Origin of the sequence: Shewanella amazonensis SB2B, assembly GCF_000015245.1 — a bacterium.
Taxonomy (GTDB): domain Bacteria; phylum Pseudomonadota; class Gammaproteobacteria; order Enterobacterales; family Shewanellaceae; genus Shewanella; species Shewanella amazonensis.
This window is the reverse complement of the sequence record NC_008700.1, coordinates 915,676-937,892: the sequence shown is the minus strand read 5'-3', so window position 1 is coordinate 937,892 and position 22,217 is coordinate 915,676. Positions and strand designations below refer to the sequence as shown.

The following is a 22,217-nucleotide window of genomic DNA, read 5'->3' as shown; positions in this document are numbered from 1 at the left end:
ATGATTATTGTCAGATGATTTAGTCATCACCTCACACCGTGTTCTTGTAGATTACTCCGTCCTTCATAATGAGGGGGAAATTCTTACCGTTATCGCCAAGTATCGAAACGTCATCAAGGGGGTTCCCCTCAACCAACAGAATGTCAGCATAAGCGCCCTCTCGGATCACGCCGAGTGGACCTTTGCGATACGGGTGACGCTCACCACTCATTTCCAACATCCGGGCGCTCTCAGAGGTTATCATCTACAGCATCTTGGCATTGCTCAACCATTTGCCAAAACGCACCAACTGCGACGCCTGAGCGCCGTTCGAAGCCGGATCGAACAGGAAATCCGTACCGTAGGCAATGTTGAGATCATACTTCTTCACAAGCGCCATCGTCTGTTCAAAACCCTTCACCGTCTCGCTCCACTTGACGCTCTTATCGGGAGGCAGCGTCAGCTGTGAAGGGTCGCCTTCCTGAAATGGCTGAACACGAAAAACAGGACAGCCATATCTTTTTAAGGTTCTGCCTACCCTCGACCAGGCTTCGACGTATCTCCTTTGAACCAGTTGAGGCTTGCCATGACCACTGCCCGTCGCCAGTTGTTAGATACCCTCTCTTTTTCGCCCTTCTACCATCTAATTCCCGCCGTCGCAGGAGGGGCTTTGTGCTGGGCGAATGCCGGTCAAGGTCTGACTGATGTGTGTCACCAAAGATGAATAGTCAACAAATTCAAATAATAAATGCTGGTTCACTCCATCAAAAAGCCGGTATGGATGCGGGGCAAATCTAACCATGTTGTCAAGACTCAGGGACACCAAGGAAAACCTCAATTAACCACACAAAAAATGTGACTAATGAGCTGCGGGACTACACTTAAACACGGCCATTTAACGCTGTTAACTACCCGCGTCGCGAGAGACCAATCCTTTGAATAAAGATGAATGGCCAACGTCCATCTAAGTGAGCCCCTGGCTTTTCTCAGGTAAATGGACAAGCCATGGGCAGTGGTTGTAGTAAACAGGAGGTTGTTATGTTGAAACACGGAGCTGTAATTCTCACGCGTGCCTTAATGTTGTTTATGCTGTTGGCGTTGGCTCCTCTATCCAATGCAATGGCACAAAATGCTTATGAGCTGAGACAGAGTTGGCAAACCATCTCCGAGCTCCTTGCGGCTCAGGGCAGACAAACTGAAGCAGAGCAAATCAGTGCATCCATCCGCGCCCTGTCTGATCAGGATCTGGAGCGTATCTATCAACAGCAAACACTCGACGACATGATATCGACGCTCAAAGATATTCAGCAGGCGGTGAATGTGGTTGATAGCCTGAACAGCAATCTGTCGGTTCAAAAGTACATGGATAACCGGGCTGCCTTTCAAGCCTCGCCCCAGATGGATGCACAGGCAAAACCTGCAGTAGTCGGTGCTTTTCCGGACGATCTCAATTATCCCAACGCTGACTACTGTCCCTATAGCCCGGAACGTTCAGATGCACTGGCGTTGCAAATTGCGGTCGATGCGATTCAGGCCGCACGAATTGCTCTGGAATCGGCGAAAGTCATCTGGTCGGGACTCTCAAGAGCGTGCAATCAAACCGCTGTCGTTGCCGGGGCCGGTGGCAACACCTCCCTTGCATGTATTCCTGCTGACGTGGTGCTGTTTGCAGCCGAGCTGGTGGTGGGTGCTGCCGAAGGGGTAGTAGAACACTTCGAGTTCTGTGACAGCGGTGTGGACTCTGCCGAAATTGAGGGAACATGGGATGGGTTAAACCACGTCAATACCGTGCTTTCAGGCCATCTTTCACAGCTTTCAGACCACGACAGTGACATTAAATATGAGCTTGAATTGCTTAACAATGAGATAGATCGTATCCACGCAAAGCTCGATGAACAAAAAGGCATGCTGGAAACCGTAATAAGCAATCAGCAGCAGATCATCCAGCTGCTCAATACCCCCAGCGGTCGCCGCGCAGAATGGAACAAGACCCCCTAAGTCATAACGCGGGCCACTCAACATCAGGCAGAACGTCAGTAGCAGCGTGTTCACTTATGTTCTGCCCCACAGGAAAAGACATGACCGCCCCCCCCTCAAACATTAAGCCCCGGTGGCGGCTCGCGTCAGTCAGATTAATGAAAGCTAAAGGTTGGTGTCGTAAGCTGATATCGCCTTGATTCTTATCCGGCTTAAACCGGTATCCAATAAAAGAGGTATGCCTTTCTGTGGCCACCAAAGAATATCGCCACAGCGGGCATTGAGAGGAACACCTTGGCAAGAAGTGAATTCCCAACGACTGTGGATAGCGCAATCCTGGAGCCCTTTGCATGAACAAGATCCATTTAATAACAGCGCTCTGTCTGTTGCCGCTGCTGTCACACGCGGCTGACGACACAAGCACAACTGCAACCAACACAGCTGCAAGCACCTCAGAGCGGCTGCTCAGCGTCGAGCGCCTGTGGCAGCTTGAGCGAGTCGGCTCACCCGTGGTGTCGCCAAATGGCCAGTACATCATAGCGCCTGTCACCCGCTTCGATGTCAAAGAAGACAAGGGTTACACCCGTCTGTGGCTGTTTGACCGCGACGGCAAAAAGCAGCGCCCCATCACCGCCGAAGGTCTGGGTGCCAGTGAGCCTGTATTCTCCCCCGACAGCAGCACCCTCGCTTTTGTCAGTAAGCGCGATAAGGACGACGCCGGTCAGATTTACCTGCTGCCGATGACAGGTCCGGGCGAAGCCCAGCGCCTGACCGAGGTACCCACAGGTGTGTATGGCATTAAATGGGTCGGCAAGCACCTCTACTTTATTGCCAATGTGTGGCCGCAAAAGAGCTGGGATGAGATGGCCGAGCAAATCAAGGCCGACAAAGACAAGAAGCTGTCTGCCCGTCAGTGGAATGCTCTGCCCTATTCCCAGTTCGATCATTGGTTGGACGAAGACCGTCAGGCCCATGTGTTCCGCATTGCCGCCAGCGGCGGCGCTGTCGAAGCGATCACCCAACCCCTTGGCCGCGAGCTGCCGCGCTCCAGCCAAAGTTCAGCTGACTACGATATCGATGCCAACGAGCAGTACATCGCATTCACCTCCAACGGCTGGGACAATCAGGTTGACCCCAACATCGACCTCTTCCTCGCCCGCATCGGCGGTAATCAGGCCGACAACCTGACGCCGGACAACAAGGCGCCGGATGACAGCCCAAGCTTCAGCCCCGATGGCGATACCCTCGCCTTCAGCCGCCAGCATATTCAGGGCTTTTATGCCGATACGGCGCGACTGATGCTGTATGACATGGACAGTAAAAAGCTTCAATCCCTGACCGATGGCTGGGATCGCTCGCTGGGCAGTTTCGTCTGGAGCAAGGATGGCAAGAGCCTGTTCAGCAATATCGATGACGCCGCCACCCAGCGCCTGTATCAAATCGATGCCAAAACCGGCAAGCCAAGGGCCATCACCAAGGCCACCAGCTTTGGCGCCCCGGCCGTTGCCGACAAAAGCACCCTGGTTGCCACCAACGACAGCTTCCTTTATCCATCACGCCTTGTGACTGTGGATGTAAAGAGCGGCAAAACCACCCGTCTGGATAAGTTTAACGACGACCTGCTGAGTCAAACCGACCTTGGCCATTACGAGTCCGTGACTTACAAAGGTGCAGACGGCAAAGACATCCAGATGTGGATTCATTACCCTCCGGGCTTTGACAAGAGCAAGAAATACCCACTGTTCCTGCTTATTCATGGCGGGCCGCACAATGCCATTGGCGACTCTTTCAGCTACCGCTGGAACGCCCAGACCTTCTCCTCATGGGGTTATGTAACCGCCTGGCCAAACTTCCACGGCTCCAGCGGTTTTGGACAGGAGTTTGCGGATGCCATTAACCCCGACTGGCGTACCAAACCGCTGGCAGATATTCAGGCCGCAACCCAATACTTTGAGGCCCAGCCCTGGATTGACACCGAGCGCATGGTGGCCGGTGGTGCGAGCTACGGCGGTTACCTGACCTCGGTCCTCTTGGGCACAGAGCATCCGTTCAAGGCGCTGCTCATTCATGCAGCCGTGTACAACATGTACTCGCAAATGGCGGCCGACTTTGCCGTGCACAGCACTCGCTTCGGTGGCTTTTGGGAAAATCCAGAGATCTATAAAACCATCTCACCCCACTATCACGCCGATAAGTTCAAAACCCCAACTTTGGTGATCCACGGTCAACTGGACTACCGCGTGCCTGTGGGTCAGGGCTTTGAGCTGTTCCGCACCCTGCAAACCAAGGGGATAGAATCAAGGATGATTTACTTCCCCGACGAGAACCACTGGATCTTAAAGCCCAATAACTCCATTTATTGGTACAACGAGGTTAAAGACTGGATGACCCGCTTCGCTGAACCTGGCGCACGCTGATAATCCCAGCCAACGGCCCCGCATTGCGGGGCCGTTTTTTTAGCGGGCAATCGAGTGTTCGACTGAGCGATTTGATTGTTCTTTCAACCTAGTACGACCAGCAAGATTGCGGGTTGGCTAAGCCCCACTATCCCTATAAACTCCGTGACCAAGATCACAGCCGCATTTTGAAGGACAGCCAGCGTGCCGATATTCAACGCCTTTGACAGCAAATCCCGCACCAGCGACCTCATGGGTGGGGTGACCGCCGCCATTGTATCGCTGCCACTGGCACTGGCCTTTGGTGTGGCCTCCGGCGCCGGTGCACAGGCCGGTATTTACGGTGCTCTCCTGGTGGGCCTGTTTGCCGCCCTCTTTGGCGGCACCCGTACCCTGATTTCTGAACCCACGGGCCCCATGACTGTGGTCACCACGGCGGTGATTGCCAGCTTCACCGCTACCCATCCCGATAAGGGGCTGGCCATGGCCTTTACCGTGGTGATGCTGGCGGGTCTGGTACAGATTATCCTCGGCGCGCTCAAGTTCGGCCGCTACATAACGCTGATGCCCTATAGCGTGATCTCCGGCTTTATGTCGGGTATCGGCGTGCTGCTGATTATTCTGCAGCTGCCCAACCTGGTGGGGGTTGGCGGCATCACCGGCGGCGCAGTAGGAGTCATTGAAGCCCTGCCCACATTGGTCAGCAGTATCAAATGGCAGGAACTGGCGCTGGCGCTCTCGGCACTGGCACTGATGCAAATTGTGCCCAAACTCATCAAAATGCGCTTGCCACCCCAGCTACTGGCGCTGGTGTGTTGTACCCTGGCCTCGGTATTGCTGCTGGATATAGAGGATGTGCGCCGCATCGGTGAGATAAACATCGGCCTGCCATCGCTGATTATCCCTACTTTTACGTACGGCGAGCTGACCCACATGCTTGTCAGCGCCGTGATGCTGGGTGCGCTCGGCTGTATCGACTCGCTCATTACCGCAGTCATTGCCGATCGCCTTACCCGGGTCGAGCATGACTCCAACAAAGAGCTGATTGGTCAGGGCCTTGGCAATATCGCCTCGGGTCTGTGCGGTGGTCTGCCGGGTGCAGGCTCCACCATGGGCACTGTGGTCAACATTCAGGCGGGTGCCAGCAGCGCCTTTTCAGGCGTGGTGCGGGTACTGACACTGCTTATCGTGTTTTCCCTCGCTGCCGGCATAGTCCAGTACATCCCCATGGCGGTGCTGGCCGCCATTGCCTTCAAGGTGGGTCTGAATATTCTCGACTGGGCCTTTGTGAAGCGCGCCCACCAGCTGTCGCGCTCTGCAGCCATGACCATGTACGTGGTCATGGTGCTCACCGTGTTTGTGGATTTAATTGTGGCCGTGGGCGTGGGCATGTTCATCGCCAACCTCATCACCATCGACCGCCTGTCGCAGCTGCAGGAGCGCAATATCAACGCCATCAACGACTCGGGCGAAGCATCCGACATGCGTCCCAATGAAAAGCGCCTGCTGGATGCTATCAACGAGAAATCCAACACCCTGCTTTTGAGCCTGAGCGGCCCGATGATTTTCGGCGTTGCCAAGACTTTGCAGCGGGAGTCCATTGCGGTGAAATCTGCCCAGACCCTGGTGCTGGATCTGTGCCGGGTACCCTACATGGACTCCACCACCGGCCTTGCCATCGAAAACGTACTGCTGGACGCCAAAGACTGTGGCTGCAATGTGTATCTGGTGGTGCCGCGCAAATACAGTTGGGAAGCTAACTTTGTTGACCACCACAGCGACCTGCCCATCTTCCACAGCCGCGCCGACGCACTGTCAAGCCTCGCTGCCTCGCTGGGCATTGAAGTGGACGAGCTAAACGCCAAGGCTGCCAAGCCAGGCAGCGCGGCAGAGGGTAAGACAACATCCGGCAGTGCCTCAGTCTGAGGCACTGGCATTCCCTTTCAGTTTGGCTGCACCAGTTGCCGGATGCAGCCCCCTGACTAACGAAGCCTGACACATTTTTGACGTCAGTATTCGCCAAGCGAGGAATGTTAACCGTCGATACGGCGGTGTCGTTGGCACATGGGATGCTCTGTGACCTCCCCATGGAAAGCAGAAACGAAGGAGCGGCCTTGCCCGCCGCTCTATCCGTTCCTCATACTGTGACATCTTAAATTCTTACCTATCTGTTTAGGTTGATAAAAAATAAAGGACGACAGTGCCTATTATGAGAAATCACCAGATACGGCAGGCTTTCAGTAATGGCAATAATTTCCCGGCGAGCCAATCGTAATAAGAATCCCCACCATGGAAGTAATCCCGACTGCCGTCTGCAGAAATGAAAGTTGAGGCGTAAGGCATTGGGTCGTTTACCTCTTCGTTAAAAACGCGCGCTGCATGAAAAAACTCAACCCCCATCTGCTGCCACGCATATTCCATCGCATCCATGTAGGCCATCACGAAGGGGGCCATGCCCTTGGAGTCTTCAAAGTACTGCCAGAATGGGGTGTCTGAAATCACCATAACCCTGTGCCCCTGTTCCTTGAGGCGAAATACTATGGTCATTTGATCCCGCATGTTGGCGTCAAAGAACTCCAAATAGTCCTCAATATCTATCTGATTCAACCGCTCTGGACGCTCAGCTCTCATCCATTGAATAAACTCAGGTACTGTCTTGTGGGTTTGCAGCCCAATATTGGTCAATACCCAGGACTCCGACAGTCGTTGAGCCCTGCATAAGCTGTCGAGGTTGTTAATTATGGGCTGCCACAGGCGTCGGGACTCTGCGCTTTCGAGCGGCACCATGATGTCCGCATCCTTGGTCAGGGTAAATTTATGCTCAGCGAATCCGGAACCATTCATCACCATGCCACCACAGCAGGACTGTCCAAGCCGCTCAAAAGACTTGGCCAACTTGCCAAAATGGCTATCACCAATGAGGGTTAGCGGTGTGCCCAGTTCACTTGATGTGTCCTTCTTAATGGCATCCAGCATTTCATCATCGCAGGCAGCTTCGATGTGGCTTGCATCTGGTGTTTGCTTACCATTTAGCGACGTGGCCCAATGCCGCATCACATAGCCAACGCCTTTCTCAGATACAGTGCGCCGATTTTCCAGATAGCGAAAATCCCCCGGTAAGGGGGTGGTGATAAGTTCAAATGATGGAAAGTAGCTGACATCATCCCGCCCTTGGCAGAATGCCCCCGCAACTGCGCGCAGGACCGATTTTGAATAGCCATTAGCCACCAATACGTGGTCATCTGTGGCTGTAGCCGTCAAAGGGACGGGAGATACAGTCAGCACAAAACGTATGTCAGGGTTTACAACCTTGATTTGCTTGAAAAGCTCACTGAGGTCGGAAAATATTTCCTGATAATTAAACACCTTAAGTTGGTATTTCTCCGGATCATACTCACCAAACTTCACCCCGGGGCAACTTGGATAACAAATGCCGTTGCGATCGACCCAGGTCTCAATCAGTCCAAGTGTAAAAATAAAACATTCACTTTGTGCCAACTGAGCTCGGGTTTCCTCCATCACCAGCGTCCTGAACGCCAGTAATTCATCCAGTGACGGATAGCCCGCGTCAGCAACTTTTGGTAATAACAAGTCGAAGTAACGGCTGGACTGTGCCTCGAAGTACACACTGTGCTCCGATAATTCATCATCGGAACATACAAACCACTGAAGTAACGAACGAGGGGTGTAGATATTGCCAAAGGCAAAGCTGGAGACTTCATCGGAGTTTAATTGGCTCCTATTATAAGAGTAATCATTTTGCGTCAACCAGTTACCTATATGCTGAGCAAAACAGGAACCCGCCGATGAAATCCGATGGTGAGGTTCAATGTTGAACTTTGGCGTGAGCATGTTGAAGTTTTCAAGCCCCGTACGAATGTTGGCAACAGCGGTTCGCCAGAAAATCTCGTCGCGGGAAGGATCATAGGGTTGTGCAAGCGCCATGGTCTAAACCTCCTTGTCAGAGTTGAGCCATTCCAGTCGTTGGCCCCATAGCCAAAACTTTGGCCATGGGGCAAATTTCCTAAAACCCTGCACAAATCAAGCCAATAAGCGTAAGTTGCAGCTTTCTCAATTTTTGCCGAAAAATGGACTTATCGATAAAACATCCCTAAACATGTTAAGACAATCAGGCTTGACACTCAGCTCCCTCACCCATGGACAAGGTTTCAGTCACTGGCAGAGCAAGCCACATCGGAACCACATTGAAAAAGCATTGGTTATGCACTCTGCCCACTGCAGTTTTTACCCCGCTATTCAGTCTTGAGGTAAATGCACCGCTTTGTTGCTACAATAGCCACGCTTTGAGATTAGATGAGGAAGGGGTTGGCACAAAGATGTCGCCCAAAAGAACCACACTCAGTCCCACTCCGATAGTTATAACCAGTACACAACGCCATTTCAGTGACCCGGCAAACGCCCGGTTAGCCACCACAGGATACTTCCTTGAGCACTTCAGATACCCAGCCTTCACTGGCTTTTTCCACCCTTAAGCTTAAAACCGAACTGCTTGAGAACCTGTCCTCCATGGGCTACCACGAGATGACGCCCATTCAGGCACAGAGCTTGCCAGCCATTCTGGCGGGTGAGGATGTGATTGGTCAGGGCAAAACCGGCTCGGGTAAAACCGCGGCCTTTGGTCTGGGGTTACTGAATAAGCTGGATGTGAAGCGTTTTCGCATTCAAACCCTGGTGCTGTGCCCTACCCGGGAACTGGCCGACCAGGTGGCGCAGGAAATCCGCACCCTCGCCCGCGGTATCCACAATGTAAAAGTACTGACCCTCTGCGGCGGCGTACCCATGGGACCACAGGTGGGCTCGCTGGAGCATGGCGCCCACATTATCGTTGGTACGCCGGGGCGGATTGTCGATCACCTTGAGCGTGACCGCCTCGATTTGAGCAACCTCAATATGCTGGTGCTCGATGAAGCCGACCGCATGCTGGAAATGGGCTTTCAGCCGCAGCTCGATGCCATTATTGCCAGAAGCCCGAGGGAGCGTCAGACCCTGCTGTTCAGCGCCACCTTCCCCGAGCAGATTCAAACCATTGCCCAGCAGGTGATGTACAACCCTGTGATGGTGAAAGTAGCCACAACCCACGAAAAGAGCACCATAGCCCAGCACTTCTACCATTTGGAAGACGACGGCGCGCGGATGCAGGCGCTGCAATTGTTGCTGCTCGAGCACAAGCCCGAGAGCGCGGTGGTGTTCTGTAACACCAAGCGCGAAACCCAGAAGGTGGCCGATGACCTTACTGCTGCAGGTTTCAGCGTACTGGCGCTCCATGGCGACCTGGAGCAACGCGACAGAGACGAAACCCTGCTGCAATTTGCCAACAAGAGCGCCTGCGTGCTGGTCGCCACCGACGTGGCCGCCCGAGGTTTGGATATCGACGCCCTCGATGCAGTATTCAACTACCACGTGGCCCACGATACCGAGGTACACATTCACCGCATTGGCCGCACCGGCCGTGCGGGCAGCAAAGGGGCCGCCTATACCTTCTTCAACGACAAAGACGGCTACAAGATAGCCTTGCTGGAAGAGTACCTGGAGCGCGACATTCAAAGTGAGCCACTGCCGTCAGCAAGCCTCCTTGGCAGCATGCCTTTGGCGCCTGCCATGATCACCCTGCAAATCGACGGCGGCAAAAAGGATAAGCTGCGCCCCGGCGATATTCTTGGCGCCCTCACCGGTGACAAGGGTATTGAAGGTGCCCAGGTGGGTAAGATTCTGGTGACAGACTACCGTGCTTACGTAGCCGTTGATCGCAAGGTGGCTAAAAAGGCGCTGGGTAAAATCACCTCCGGCCGCATTAAGGGCAAGTCTTACCGAGCCTGGCTGATGAAGTAAGCAGGCAATGTAAAGGGCAGCTCAGGCTGCCCTTTTCGTTGGGATGCGTCCCTTGCACTTTAATGGCAGAGACACCACTCCTGCTCATCAAACAACGCTTCGCATGGTATCAACCGCCGGTCTGCAAGCGCTTGTTCAGCCTGTCCAGATCGGCGCTGCGGCCGCGCACCGTGATGCGCAGACCCGACTCATGGTATGCCTCGTCGATGATCTGCATCCTGCCATGTACCTCGCCCATCAGGGCACTGGCGGCGTAGGGAATGTTAAAACAGGCACTGAGCAGCTGATTGGCGATGGCATCCACTATAGCCTGATGGACCCTGGCCACATCCTCTTGACTCAAGGCACTGATTTGAAGCGCATCGGGGAACTCCTGCGCCAATGCCGAGCGCGCCTCGTCGCTTAAGCAGTCAACCTTATTCAAAAGCAGTAACTTATCTTTTCCAGCCAGCTTGCTTTGCCCAAGCACATTGCGCACCACCTCAAGCTGTGCGCGAAAATCCGCATCACTGGCGTCCACCACATACAGCAGCAAACTGGCGTCTTTGGCTTCTTCCAGCGTAGAGTGAAACGCCGGCACCAAATCATGGGGCAGCTTATTGATAAAACCTACGGTGTCCGAAATCAAAATCCGCGGCTGGGTCTGGGGCGAGAGCGCCCTGACCGTGGTATCCAGGGTGGCAAAGAGTTTGTTTTCCACCAGCACCTCTGAGCCGGTCAGCGCTCGCATCAGGGAGGACTTACCGGCGTTGGTATACCCCACCAGCGCAGCCGATGGCGTATCCATGCGACTGCTTTTTTGCTCCTGCATTACCTCCTGTACCTTTTTGAGCTCGCGTCTCAGCTCCGCCTGCTTGTCACGAATGGCGCGGCGCTCAAGCTCGATGGCACTCTCCCCCACGCTGCGTCCGCCGGTGCGCTGACGGTCCCCCGCGTGCTCACGGCGAACCCGGGGAGTTAAATAATTCAGCCGGGCCAGCTCCACCTGCAAGCGCGCGGTTTTACTGCTGGCATGGCGACTGAAAATCTCGATGATGATGCCGCTTCGGTCGAACACCTCAACCCCAAGTGCATCTTCCAGATTTCTAAGCTGCATTGGGCTTAAGTCACAGTCGAATACCACCACATTGGCATGCTGGCGCTGGTTGCCCGCCAGAAAAGACTCCAACCCTGCCTCATCTATGTTGACGAGCGAGTCCTCCGCTTCATCCAAGGCGCCTGTCATCCGGGCCAGCTGCTCCAGCTTGCCTGTGCCAAGCACCGACAGGCGCTTGGTAGATTGCTGCCTCTGAGTCTCGGTGGCATACACGGCAAAGCCCAGGGTGCTCACCAGTCGGGCCAGCTCCGCAAGGGAACGTTCAACCTCCTTGGCACCTATGTTGGGGGTATGGATGGAGATGAGCAGCGCACGGGTTACAACTTGTTCCTGGATTGGGGGCATAGTGGCTCACAGCGAGGGCAGACCTGATTCAGGCGGGAGACTCCACAGCACAATATCCTGGCTGTGATGCCGACTTTATACGAGAGATACACCCAAGAATCCAGCACCGGAGCACACGATAAAAAAATATTTTTTTCCCGGACAGGAGACACCGACATGGCCATTTTTTTGCCGGGCCAAGGCGGATGAATTGGCCGGACTTTGCCGCCGTCAAAGACGACTAGACTTGACCTTGCCTGGAGTACTGGGGCTGGCGAACACCGGGAACGCCTCACTTAATTTTTAGCTTTTGCTGAAAGATTTATACCGACCGCCGTGTCCATTAGTAATAAACCCACAAACCCTTTCGCTAACCATCAAATGGAGTTGCCGTGAACATGGTCAAATACGCATCCCTCGCCAAGGCCTGCTTTATCACCAGCCTCAGCCTTATTTCATCCGCCAGTTTAGCCAGTGAAAAAAGCATCGCCGAATTAGTGGACGCCGTTAATGGCACCCTGGATGACGCCAGCCGTGAGGCGGGTAAACAGGTCAAACTCAGGAACCACGCCAAAGGTTTTTGTACTTCCGGCAATTTTATCCCCGCACCTGAGTTGCAACAGCACCTGGATATTCCGTTTCTCAATCAGGGACCGATTAAGGTCACGGCACGGTTTTCTTTAGGGGGCACCAATGCGAACTTATCCGACAAAACCCCGGGGCGCTTTATGTCGCTCAAAATCGATGGCGAAAAAGAGAGCCTTAACTTTGTCACCACCAATGTGCCCATCTTCTTTGCCAGTAATCTGGAGGACTTTTACAGCTTCCAAACCAAAATCAAAGAGGGCCCCCAAGGCAAGCAATGGCTGTTGGACAACAAGCCCGATGCCAAACGCTTTCTTGATTATGTGGCGCAGCTGCCACCGAGCCCCAGTTTCGCAAGCAGTCGCTACTTTGGTGTAAACAGCTTTTATTTCCGTCAGCAATCATCGGACAAGACAGCAGAGCCCATTGCCGGGAAGTGGATTTTTGAACCACTGGCCGGCACCGCAGCACTCAGTAAAGATGAGCTCGCCAAGATGGATGACAACTTCCTCAAAGCCGAGTTGCTCAGCCGTATTGAGACACAACCGGCCCAATGGGCGCTCTACATTCAGCTGGCAGAGCAAGGCGATATTATCAATGACCCCACCGTCAGTTGGCCGGATTCCCGAACCAGGTTATTGGCAGGCAAACTGGTAATTGATGGGAAAAGGGACAGTGTCCCTGAGGTCAGCCAATGTGGTGACGGCATTTTTAATCCCGTGCTATTGCCAAAGGGCATTACCCCTTCTGCCGACCCCATACTCAATGCCCGCACACCGGCCTACACAGAGTCCTTTATTCGCCGCAGATAAGCCTTCCCCGAGAAATGCCCGGTCAGTATCAAGACCGGGCTGCATGCCACCCATATTGCTTGCGCAGCAAGCACACTGTGAGGGCATCAACTTCTGCAGCCAAGTCTGCTAGAATCCGCCCATCTTGATGTTTGGCTGATGTTGAAGGAAACGCGATGAACCCCATTATTGCGCTGCTCAAAGAGCACAATGTGAGTGATGAGCAGGTAAAGAGCCTGTTCCAGACCCTGACCGAGAACCCATTGATGGCCATGGGTGTGCTGGGTCAGCTTGGTATTGCCCCTGACAAACTTCAGGGCATGATGATGCTGGTGATGCAAAATCCCGGGCTGATTAAAGAAGCCGTGGAAGAGCTGGGGCTGGATTTTGCCAAAGTCGAGGCGGCCAAGGCCCGGTTTGATGAGAGTCAGGCTCAATAAGCACCTCATCCACTCCCCCGGATGACGGGTCTTGGTGGTAAACAAACGGCAGAATCCAATTCTGCCGTTTTTATTGGTGTTCAAGGGATATTGGCATCAATACATGCCCGGTTTCGCCCCAGACTTTTGGCACGATACAATAGTTTATCGGCCTCACCGAGCAGGGCCTCTGTGCTTTGGTAGTCGGCAAGCCAAATCATGCCACCCATGCTCACCGTCAGAATGCCGGTTGCCGATGCCGGGTGGTGGATATCCAGCTCGGCGATTGCCCCCTGAATACGTTCAATAACCCGCTCTACCCCGTTTTTTGGGGTGTTGGGCAGTACGACCACAAACTCTTCACCGCCATAGCGTGCCACCAAATCCGCCGGGCGCCTGCAGCTTTCCCCCAGCGCCTGTGCCACAGAGCGCAAGGCCTCATCCCCCATCTGATGACCAAAACTGTCGTTGTACTGCTTGAAATAGTCGATATCCACCATCAGCACACAGATAGCCTGAGACTGGCGCCTTGCCAACATCAGCTGAGTCTCGAGATATTGATCGAAGAAATGACGATTTTTCACCCCGGTCAGGCCATCCAAAAACGCCAGCCGACGCAATAAGTCACTCTGGCGTTTCAGGGTCACCTGGGCCTTGATGCGATTTTTAAGGGTGGTAGCGTTAAAGGGCTTAGAAATAAAATCCACCCCACCGGCATCCCAGCAGGCGTTTTCATCATGTTGACCTTGCAGGCCAGTAATAAAAATAACCGGGATATTAACCAGTTCGGGATGCTGCTTCATCAGCTTGCAGGTATCGAGGCCACTGAGCTCGGGCATGATGACATCCATCAACACCAAGTCAGGCAACATCTCCAGGCATATTTCAATGGCACGTTTCCCTGAGGTGGCCATCAACACCTGGTACTGGTCTTTGATGATGTGATGGACTATCTGAATGTTGGATGGCTTATCGTCAACTATCAGCACCTTGGGCGGTCCATCATCTGAGCCTTTAAATGGCTGCTCCTGATTTATCATCCTATCCTCTCCAATCCCTCAAAAGCCGATAGTAGAACAAGTGATTGATTAAAATCCAAGTTATTTGCTGCATCCACTAACTTCCCGGTCAGCGCTGCATCCAGCTCTGCCAAAGGTTCCCGCAGGTTTGCCAGCAAATCCAGCGCTGCCATATCCGACTGGCTAAGGAGCTGTTGCAGCGTAATTAACTGTGCCGACAGTTCAGCCTGAGGCAACAGATTCTGTGAGGCTGCCGCTCCACTTTGGACCTGAGGCGACAACAATGGCTGTAACTGCTCAAGCTGCGAGATAGCCTCTGGCAATGCCCTCAAGACCGCTTCATCGGGCGCCACACGCAGCTCGGCCTCGGGGCGACAATTGGCCTCGGCATTTCGCAGAACCAGGGCGAGTGCGGTAAAGCCGCAGCTGGCGGCGCCACTTTTAAGACTGTGGTACTGAATTCGTGCGTCTTTCATTGCTATCTCAGGTACCGACAGACAGCGCTGTGCCTGGCTTATATCCAGCAAAAACTGATCGATGACCCTGGTAAAGAGCTCACGGTCACCCAAGCGATTGCAGGCTTCCTCCAAATCAAGGCCATTGGCCTGTGAAAACTGTCTGACTGACTGCGGCAGTGCATCCTTGGGATTATGCATCTCGGTTACTGCCGCCTCGGGCGCCGCTGTCAAGGAGCCAGCACTGGTGGACTCGTCCTCTGCCAAGGCTTCGCTGGACCTCATCGGGTGCTCGGGAGGACTGAGGTACTGCAGTAACTTAGTCGCCACCTCGTCTATTTCAAATGGCTTTGAAATATGGCAGTTCATGCCAGCATCCCTGCATGCCTGCTTGTCTTCCGGCATGGCGTTGGCGGTCATGGCAATGATAGGCAAGTCGGTGAGCATAAGCTCGTTGCGGATTTTACGGGTGGTTTGGTAACCATCCATCCCCGGCATCTGGATATCCATCAGCACTAAATCAAACTGCTGACGGGAGAGGAGCTTCAGTGCCTGAAAACCATCAACAGCCTCGATGACCTCGGCGCCAAGCTGGCCCAGTAAACTGGTGGCAACCAGGCGATTGGTGGCATTGTCTTCCACCAACAGCAGTCGCCTGCCTACCAGACTCGGAGCCAACGGCAGATGAGATAACATATCCAAGCCATCGTTATTGTGGCGTTCCAACACACTTTGCAGGCAACGGCTAACCATCTCTCGGGTCACGGGTTTAATCAGGGTGGCATCAAACTCCTCTTCCCTGTGCTTGAGCTGCGCTTCGAGCATGGCCTGACTAAAAGCGGTGACAATAATAATACCGGGCTGTCTGCTCAGTGAGTCCAGATGACGTATCCATGAGGCGAGTTCGAGTCCGTCCAATCCGGGGAGCTGCCAATCTGCCAGCAGCACATCAAATGAGTCAGGTGCCATGCGCTCTATCGTCTTCATAGCGGTTAAACCGTTATTCAACGCCGTGACCTCACATCCCAGATCACGCAGCAGCTCGCTGAACACCAAACGGGAAGTGTGATTATCTTCCACCAGCAACACCCTTACGCCACTGAAGCGGGCACCCGGGCGATATTTAGTGGCGTCAAATCCCAGCTGCACATCGATAGTGAAGGTACTGCCGACGCCGGGGCTACTGGTGACGCGGATTTCCCCCTGCATCAGATGCACCAGCTCGCGGGTAATTGCCAGGCCAAGCCCTGTGCCGCCATAGCGACGGGAAATGGAGGAGTCAGCCTGTGAAAAGCCCTTGAATATAATTGCCTGCTGCTCATTCGTCATGCCGATACCCGAGTCCTGGATTTCGATATGCAAATGACAAGTGCCATCGTCTCCCAGATCGGCATCGATACGGGTGATAATGTCACCTTTTTCGGTAAACTTGATGGCGTTGGTCAGGACATTCAGCAAGATTTGCCTGAGCCTCAGGCTGTCGCCAATCAGCTGATCCGGCACCGACGGTGCGACTTGATACACCAGCTCAATGTCTTTTTGCTGTACCTGGGATGAAAGAATGCTGCCCATATCCCCAAGCAGTTGTTGCAGCGAAAAGCCTTGCCGCTCAAGTTCTATCCGGCCCGCTTCAATTTTGGAAAAGTCCAGAATGTCATTCAGCAGCGCCAGCAGAGATTTGGCGGCCTGCTGGGTTTTTTCTAAATAATCCCTCGGGCGGGGTGGCAGTTCGGTCTGCAATGTCATTTGCAAAAGCCCGAGTACGGCATTCATGGGAGTGCGAATTTCGTGGCTCATGTTGGCCAAAAAGTCAGACTTGGCACGGCTTGCCTGCAGCGCCTGCTCGCGGGCATCGGCAAGCTCTTGCTCACGCTTTAGCTGTTCGGTCAGGTCATAGGCAATGCCCAAATAGCCCATGATGTCCTTATCTTCACCATAGAGGGTCGTGACGCTGAGTTTTACCGTGATTCGGGCACCGCTCTTACTCACATAAGTCCAGTTATTGGTATCTTCTTTGCCCCGCCTCGATTTGGCGACAAAGGCATCGAAGCCGGGTTCTATTTTGGTGCCCAATTCTTCACTGAGCTGCGTCGCCCGGCGGACCACCTCTTCTTCAAGGTGGAAAATGGCCGGAGTCTGCAGCCCGACCATCTCTTTAGCCGTAAAGCCCAGAAGCCGCTCGGCCGAGGGGTTAAACACTGTGATAATGCCCTCGGTGTCTGTCGCGATAATGGCGTAGGAGGCCGCATCCAGAATGGTGCGTTGCAAAACCCCCATTTTTTCAAGCTGGGAGGTGCGCTCATGTACGAGTTGCTCAAGCTTGGCCTTGGCGCTGAGCAGCGCTTTTTCTTCCGCGCTGGCCAATTCACGGCGGTGTTGCAATACCACTGCACGGCGCATCCACATAAGTTGGCCACTGTATACCAACACGGCGATCAAGAGGCTGATGAGCCAGGCATCGAGCAAGGTTGAGCTTGGCTCTGGCAAGGCCATACGCTGGATGAAGGCGGGATCCGGTGACAAACTCAAGCGCCAGTCACGCCCGAACAGCCCAATATCGGCATCTACCTGATGCTGAGTCAGAGCGACATCATGGGCGCCTCGCTGGAAAAATTGCTGCGCACTTCCATCGGTCACATCATAAATGGTCAACACCAAATGTTCTTCCAGACCCGAAATAGTGTTGAGTACTTCATCAATGAGGATGGGGGCATAACTCCAACCAACCAGATTGGCCATGCCCGTGGTGGAGCTGGTTTCAGAGTCAGGAGTCCGATAGACAGGCATCAGAATCAAAAAACCCTGCAAGCTTTTCTGACTAGCCTGAACCAGGGTAATGGGGCCGGTCAGGGTTACACTGTTTTCCCGTGCCGAACGCAGCGCAGCCTGACGCCGGTTGCTCTCAGAGCCTATGTCCAGACCAACCGCCTGTTTATTACGGGCTTCGGGCTCTATAAAACGGATAACAAAGAGATCGTCATCGTGGGGATTCAGCTGTCGAAGTGCGAAGCGCCCATCTGGCCGCTCCATTGCGCTGGAATCAAGAAAGGTATCCAATGCCGAAACCGGCACATATTGGATAAAACCAAACCCCCGCGCCCCCGGAAACTCATGACTGTAATCGCGGCTTTGGGTGTACAGCTGCATGCGGGAATAGTCAAAGTTATCGACGCCATAGGTGAGCATGGCGCCCCTCACCCCCCTGAGGCCGTATTGGTAGAGTGAGACTTTCTCAGTTACACCGGTTGTGATCTGCTCCAGCCTTTCCTGCATAACCTCTTGAACACGATACCTATTTTCAAGCTTCTGTTGCTCAGCAAGCTGGCTACCAACCACGTAGCCCAAGACCAGAATTAAAATAGGTACCCAGAGTGAAAATAAAGACTGACGTGATAACGATGGCGGTAATAAATGAGTCCCTGGCATGCGTTCCTCTGTTCAATGAGGCAATAATAAAAGCGCCGAAAAAACATGTGGATTAAATGATAGACCTTCGGGCGTACTGCTGCATACTACTTTTCACTTTTTCTTTACTTCTCTGTTGGTTAGCGCCTCAACCTAACCACCAGAGCTATACCACCCAGCACAGCAAAAGCGCTGACAATGAGCCGTAAACTCATTGCCTCACCAAGGAGCAACCAGCCACCGAAGGCCGCGATAATGGGCACACTGAGCTGCACAGTAGCGGCCGTGGTGGCTTCAAGCTGTGGCAGCACCGAGTACCAGAGTGCGTAACCAAGCCCTGATGCCAAAGCCCCCGAGGCCAGGCCATAGACCACTCCCATGCCGGAGAGATTGATTCCCTGCCCAGCCCCATCGGAAAGACCGGTTAATGCGAAGAGTCCATAGAGCACCAGAGCCAGTGGCACGGTGCGGACAAAGTTGCCCGCCGTGGCTGCCAAAGGCGATGCTACTCCTCGTCCCAACAGGGAATAGGCCCCCCAACAAGCACCGGCAAGCAGCATCAGCGCTGCACCAAATGGGTCCGGAGAGGTAACGCCCGGGAGTAAAAACCATCCCAGCCCCACCATGGCAAGTACGACACCGAACATTTGCAACGGGCCCAATCTTTCCCCGGACCAGAAGCCAAAACCAATCATGGAACCCTGCACCGCACCAAAGAGCACCAGGGCGCCGGTGGCTGTGCTCAGGCTGTGATAGGCAAAGGAGAAAGCGACTGCATATCCCAACAAGGCAGTGGCGGAGCGCCAATTACCTGCGAGAGCCTGCCCCTTAACCTGCATCAGGGCCAACACCGCCAGCACCACAGCGCCACTGACCATACGAACCAGGGTAAAACTGGCGGCGTCTATGCTGCCCGATGCCAGCGCCTCGCGGCACAGCAAAGAGTTGGCGGCAAAGGCCAACATGGTCAATGCGGTCAAAAACCACAATCGGCTATTCCAGCGGTGAGGCAGGTTTTGTTGGGTATTGTTCATCTTGTTTCCACCTCGTCTGCACGCAGCAAGCCTGCCAATAAATCCCATATAAAATAATGAATTATAAGACACCTCACGCCTCAGTTGCAGTTGCAAATGACGCCCTTAACTCACGCCGCCTACACCGCCAGAATACCGATGCCGGGGAGAGGAATACATCATCCTCCCCCAGCAATCAGAGCGGGGTAAACCAAAAGCGAAACAGCTCCAATTTAGCGTGAGTTCAACGAAAAATCTAAATTACAGATTAAAACAATCGCTATTAATCATTTAGTACGATCAAAACTTTACCACTACCTTCTAAAGCGTTCCAAGGATCCGGGGGGTAGCTCCCCCCCGATAGTGCTCCCCGGCCCATCACCTGACATGGCCCATGCCGTGTCATATAACAACCGGCACAGTCAATACTGACACTGTGCCCCAAGGACAGGATACGCAGATGAAACGCACTCTCCCAACCTTGTCAGCCCTTGCGCTGTCAATGTCGCTGGCCCTGGCCGCTGGCCAAACCCAGGCAGCCGAAACCACCACAAACAGCTACTGGTGGCCAGAACAACTGGATCTGTCTCCACTTCGTCAACATGGCAGCGAGTCCAACCCCTACGGTGCAGATTACGACTATGCAAAAGCGTTTGGCAGCTTGGATCTTGTGGCGGTAAAGGCCGATATCAAAACCGTCCTCACCACCTCTCAGGACTGGTGGCCAGCCGACTACGGTCACTATGGCCCCTTCTTTATCCGCATGGCCTGGCACAGCGCCGGTGTATATCGCATTTTTGATGGCCGTGGCGGTGCCAGTGGTGGCCAACAACGCTTTGAACCTCTGAACAGTTGGCCCGACAACGTCAACCTCGACAAGGCCCGTCGTCTGCTGTGGCCCATCAAACAAAAGTATGGCAGCAAAATCTCCTGGGCCGATCTGATGGTGCTGGCCGGTAACGTGTCGCTGGAGTCCATGGGCTTTAAAACCTTCGGCTTCGCCGGCGGCCGCACTGACGACTGGGAAGCCGAGCGCGTGGATTGGGGCCATGAGAAAAAATGGCTCGACAACAAGCGCCATAACGAAAAAGGCGAACTTGCCAAGCCACTGGGCGCCACCCAGATGGGCCTGATTTACGTCAATCCCGAAGGCCCCAACGGCGTGCCTGACCCACTGGCTGCGGCCCGGGATATCCGTGAAACCTTCGGCCGCATGGCCATGAACGATGAAGAAACCGTTGCCCTCATTGCCGGTGGCCACACCTTCGGTAAGGCACACGGTGCGCACGATCCGGCCAAGTGCGTTGGCGCAGACCCGGCCGCTGCCGGTGTCGAAGCCCAGGGACTTGGCTGGAAGAACAAGTGTGGCAAGGGCCACTCTGAAGACACAGTGACCAGCGGCCTGGAAGGTGCCTGGTCTGTCAGCCCGACCCAGTGGACCATGCAGTACCTGGATAACCTCTACGGTTTCGAGTGGGTGCAGTCCAAGAGTCCGGCTGGCCACATCCAGTGGATCCCCGCCAACGGTGCAGGTGACAACCTGGTACCCGATGCCCATGTGGCCGGAAAGCGCCATGCGCCCATCATGTTCACCACGGATATCGCGCTCAAGGAAGATCCCAGCTACCGGGAGATCACCAGCCGCTTCCGTAAAGACCCCAAGGCCTTCGAACTGGCCTTTGCCAAAGCCTGGTTTAAGCTGACCCACAGAGACATGGGACCAAAAACCCGCTATCTGGGCAGCGATGTACCTGCCGAAGCCCTGATTTGGCAAGACCCCATTCCGGCACTTGACCACGCTGTTATCGACACCAATGACATTGCTGCCCTGAAATCTGCCATTCTGGCTTCCGGCATTGCAGTCCCCGAGCTGGTACGTACCGCCTGGGCCTCTGCGGCCAGTTTCCGAGGCACAGATATGCGTGGTGGTGCCAACGGTGCCCGTCTGCGCCTCGAACCGCAGCGCAGCTGGGAGGTCAACAACCCCGAAGAACTGGCCAAGGTGCTGCCAAAGCTTGAGAAAATCCAGAAGGATTTCAACAAGTCACTCAAAGGTGGCAAAAAAGTCTCTCTGGCTGATGTGATAGTGCTCGCCGGTGGTACCGCCATCGAACAAGCCGCCAGGTCTGCCGGTTACTCGGTGACAGTGCCCTTCACTCCGGGCCGTATGGATGCCACCACCGCCCAGACAGATGTCAGCTCTTTTGCGGTACTTGAGCCCAAGGCCGATGCCTTCCGTAACTTCTTCAGTGAAGAAAGCTATCTGCCACCTGCCGAAGCCCTGGTTGAAAAAGCCACTCAGCTGACCCTGTCAGTACCTGAAATGACCGCACTGGTGGGCGGCTTACGGGTGCTTGATGCCAACAGCAACAAGGCAAAGCACGGTGTCTTTACCGACAAGCCTGGCAACCTGAGCAATGATTTCTTCGTCAATCTGCTGGACATGTCCACCCGTTGGGAAAAGTCCCCCAGGGAGGCAGGCCTCTACCAGGGCTTTGACCGTCAAAGCGGCAAGCTCAGGTGGACAGCCACCCCGGTGGATCTGATTTTTGGGTCTCACGCCGAGCTGCGCGCCGTGGCCGAGGTCTATGGTGCCAACGACGGTAAAGACCGCTTTGTGGAAGACTTTATTGCCGCCTGGACCAAGGTAATGAACCTGGACAGATTTGATATCTAAGGCCCGGATACTCACTGGCTGAATTTCATCAAGGCACCGCCCCCATTTACATAACCGGGGGATCTGCGGTGCCTTTTTTTATATCGTATCGATAAATTCTCTGCGACCAGCCCCGTTTAGCCCGGCCAATATCCCTGCCTTTACCCCAGCTAAAACACCCCACAATTAACACCAAAAAGCAACAACTCTGCTACAAATCGGTACAGTTTCCGTTACTTCAGAATGCTATAA

General features: G+C 54.2%; 13 protein-coding genes. 7 read left to right on the top strand and 6 right to left on the bottom strand.

The features are described from left to right. Positions 1 to 244 precede the first annotated feature (244 nt). Positions 245 to 400, bottom strand: a complete 156-nt coding sequence (locus SAMA_RS19575) for a hypothetical protein (RefSeq protein WP_157608300.1) — start codon at positions 398 to 400, stop codon at positions 245 to 247. A gap of 617 nt (positions 401 to 1,017) precedes the next feature. On the opposite strand from SAMA_RS19575, the gene SAMA_RS03975 reads away from it, so the two are divergent. The 3 genes from SAMA_RS03975 (at position 1,018) to SAMA_RS03960 (ending at position 6,278) form a co-directional block, all read left to right on the top strand. Further along, entirely contained in the window at positions 1,018 to 1,977 is a 960-nt protein-coding gene (locus SAMA_RS03975) for a hypothetical protein (RefSeq protein WP_011758874.1), read from the top strand. Positions 1,978 to 2,306: 329 nt separating this feature from the next. Then, entirely contained in the window at positions 2,307 to 4,373 is a 2,067-nt protein-coding gene (locus SAMA_RS03965) for a S9 family peptidase (RefSeq protein ID WP_011758873.1), read from the top strand. Positions 4,374 to 4,556: 183 nt separating this feature from the next. Beyond that, positions 4,557 to 6,278: a SulP family inorganic anion transporter gene (locus SAMA_RS03960; RefSeq protein ID WP_011758872.1), complete on the top strand. Its 1,722-nt coding sequence runs from the start codon at positions 4,557 to 4,559 to the stop codon at positions 6,276 to 6,278. 291 nt (positions 6,279 to 6,569) lie between these two features. Here the strand turns inward: SAMA_RS03960 and SAMA_RS19095 are convergent, their stop codons facing one another. After that, complete coding sequence (locus tag SAMA_RS19095; protein ID WP_011758871.1) at positions 6,570 to 8,297, bottom strand: GSCFA domain-containing protein; 1,728 nt, start codon at positions 8,295 to 8,297, stop codon at positions 6,570 to 6,572. Between the two features lie 501 nt (positions 8,298 to 8,798). Between SAMA_RS19095 and dbpA the strand changes: the two genes are divergently transcribed. Beyond that, positions 8,799 to 10,202, top strand: coding sequence for an ATP-dependent RNA helicase DbpA (gene dbpA, locus SAMA_RS03950; protein ID WP_011758870.1), 1,404 nt, complete (start codon positions 8,799 to 8,801; stop codon positions 10,200 to 10,202). A gap of 109 nt (positions 10,203 to 10,311) precedes the next feature. Here dbpA and hflX read toward each other — a convergent pair whose 3' ends face one another. After that, positions 10,312 to 11,643, bottom strand: a complete 1,332-nt coding sequence (gene hflX / locus SAMA_RS03945; protein ID WP_011758869.1) for a GTPase HflX — start codon at positions 11,641 to 11,643, stop codon at positions 10,312 to 10,314. Between the two features lie 377 nt (positions 11,644 to 12,020). On the opposite strand from hflX, the gene SAMA_RS03940 reads away from it, so the two are divergent. Next, a complete protein-coding gene (locus SAMA_RS03940; protein WP_011758868.1) occupies positions 12,021 to 13,019 on the top strand; it encodes a catalase family peroxidase in 999 nt (332 codons plus the stop codon). 155 nt (positions 13,020 to 13,174) lie between these two features. After that, positions 13,175 to 13,438, top strand: a complete 264-nt coding sequence (locus SAMA_RS03935) for a DUF2999 family protein (protein ID WP_011758867.1) — start codon at positions 13,175 to 13,177, stop codon at positions 13,436 to 13,438. A gap of 80 nt (positions 13,439 to 13,518) precedes the next feature. On the opposite strand, the gene SAMA_RS03930 is transcribed toward SAMA_RS03935, so the two are convergent. From SAMA_RS03930 to SAMA_RS03920, 3 genes are all read right to left on the bottom strand, one after another. After that, positions 13,519 to 14,457 (bottom strand): GGDEF domain-containing response regulator, encoded by a 939-nt coding sequence (locus SAMA_RS03930; protein WP_011758866.1) that lies wholly within the window; start codon positions 14,455 to 14,457, stop codon positions 13,519 to 13,521. Further along, entirely contained in the window at positions 14,454 to 18,164 is a 3,711-nt protein-coding gene (locus SAMA_RS03925; RefSeq protein WP_049757796.1) for a response regulator, read from the bottom strand. The genes SAMA_RS03930 and SAMA_RS03925 overlap by 4 nt, the downstream gene beginning before the upstream one ends. A gap of 272 nt (positions 18,165 to 18,436) precedes the next feature. Then, a complete protein-coding gene (locus tag SAMA_RS03920) occupies positions 18,437 to 19,330 on the bottom strand; it encodes a DMT family transporter (protein ID WP_011758864.1) in 894 nt (297 codons plus the stop codon). Positions 19,331 to 19,769: 439 nt separating this feature from the next. Here SAMA_RS03920 and katG point away from each other — a divergent pair, with 439 nt between their 5' ends. Next, positions 19,770 to 21,986: a catalase/peroxidase HPI gene (gene katG / locus SAMA_RS03915; protein WP_011758863.1), complete on the top strand. Its 2,217-nt coding sequence runs from the start codon at positions 19,770 to 19,772 to the stop codon at positions 21,984 to 21,986. The last annotated feature ends 231 nt before the right edge of the window (positions 21,987 to 22,217 follow it).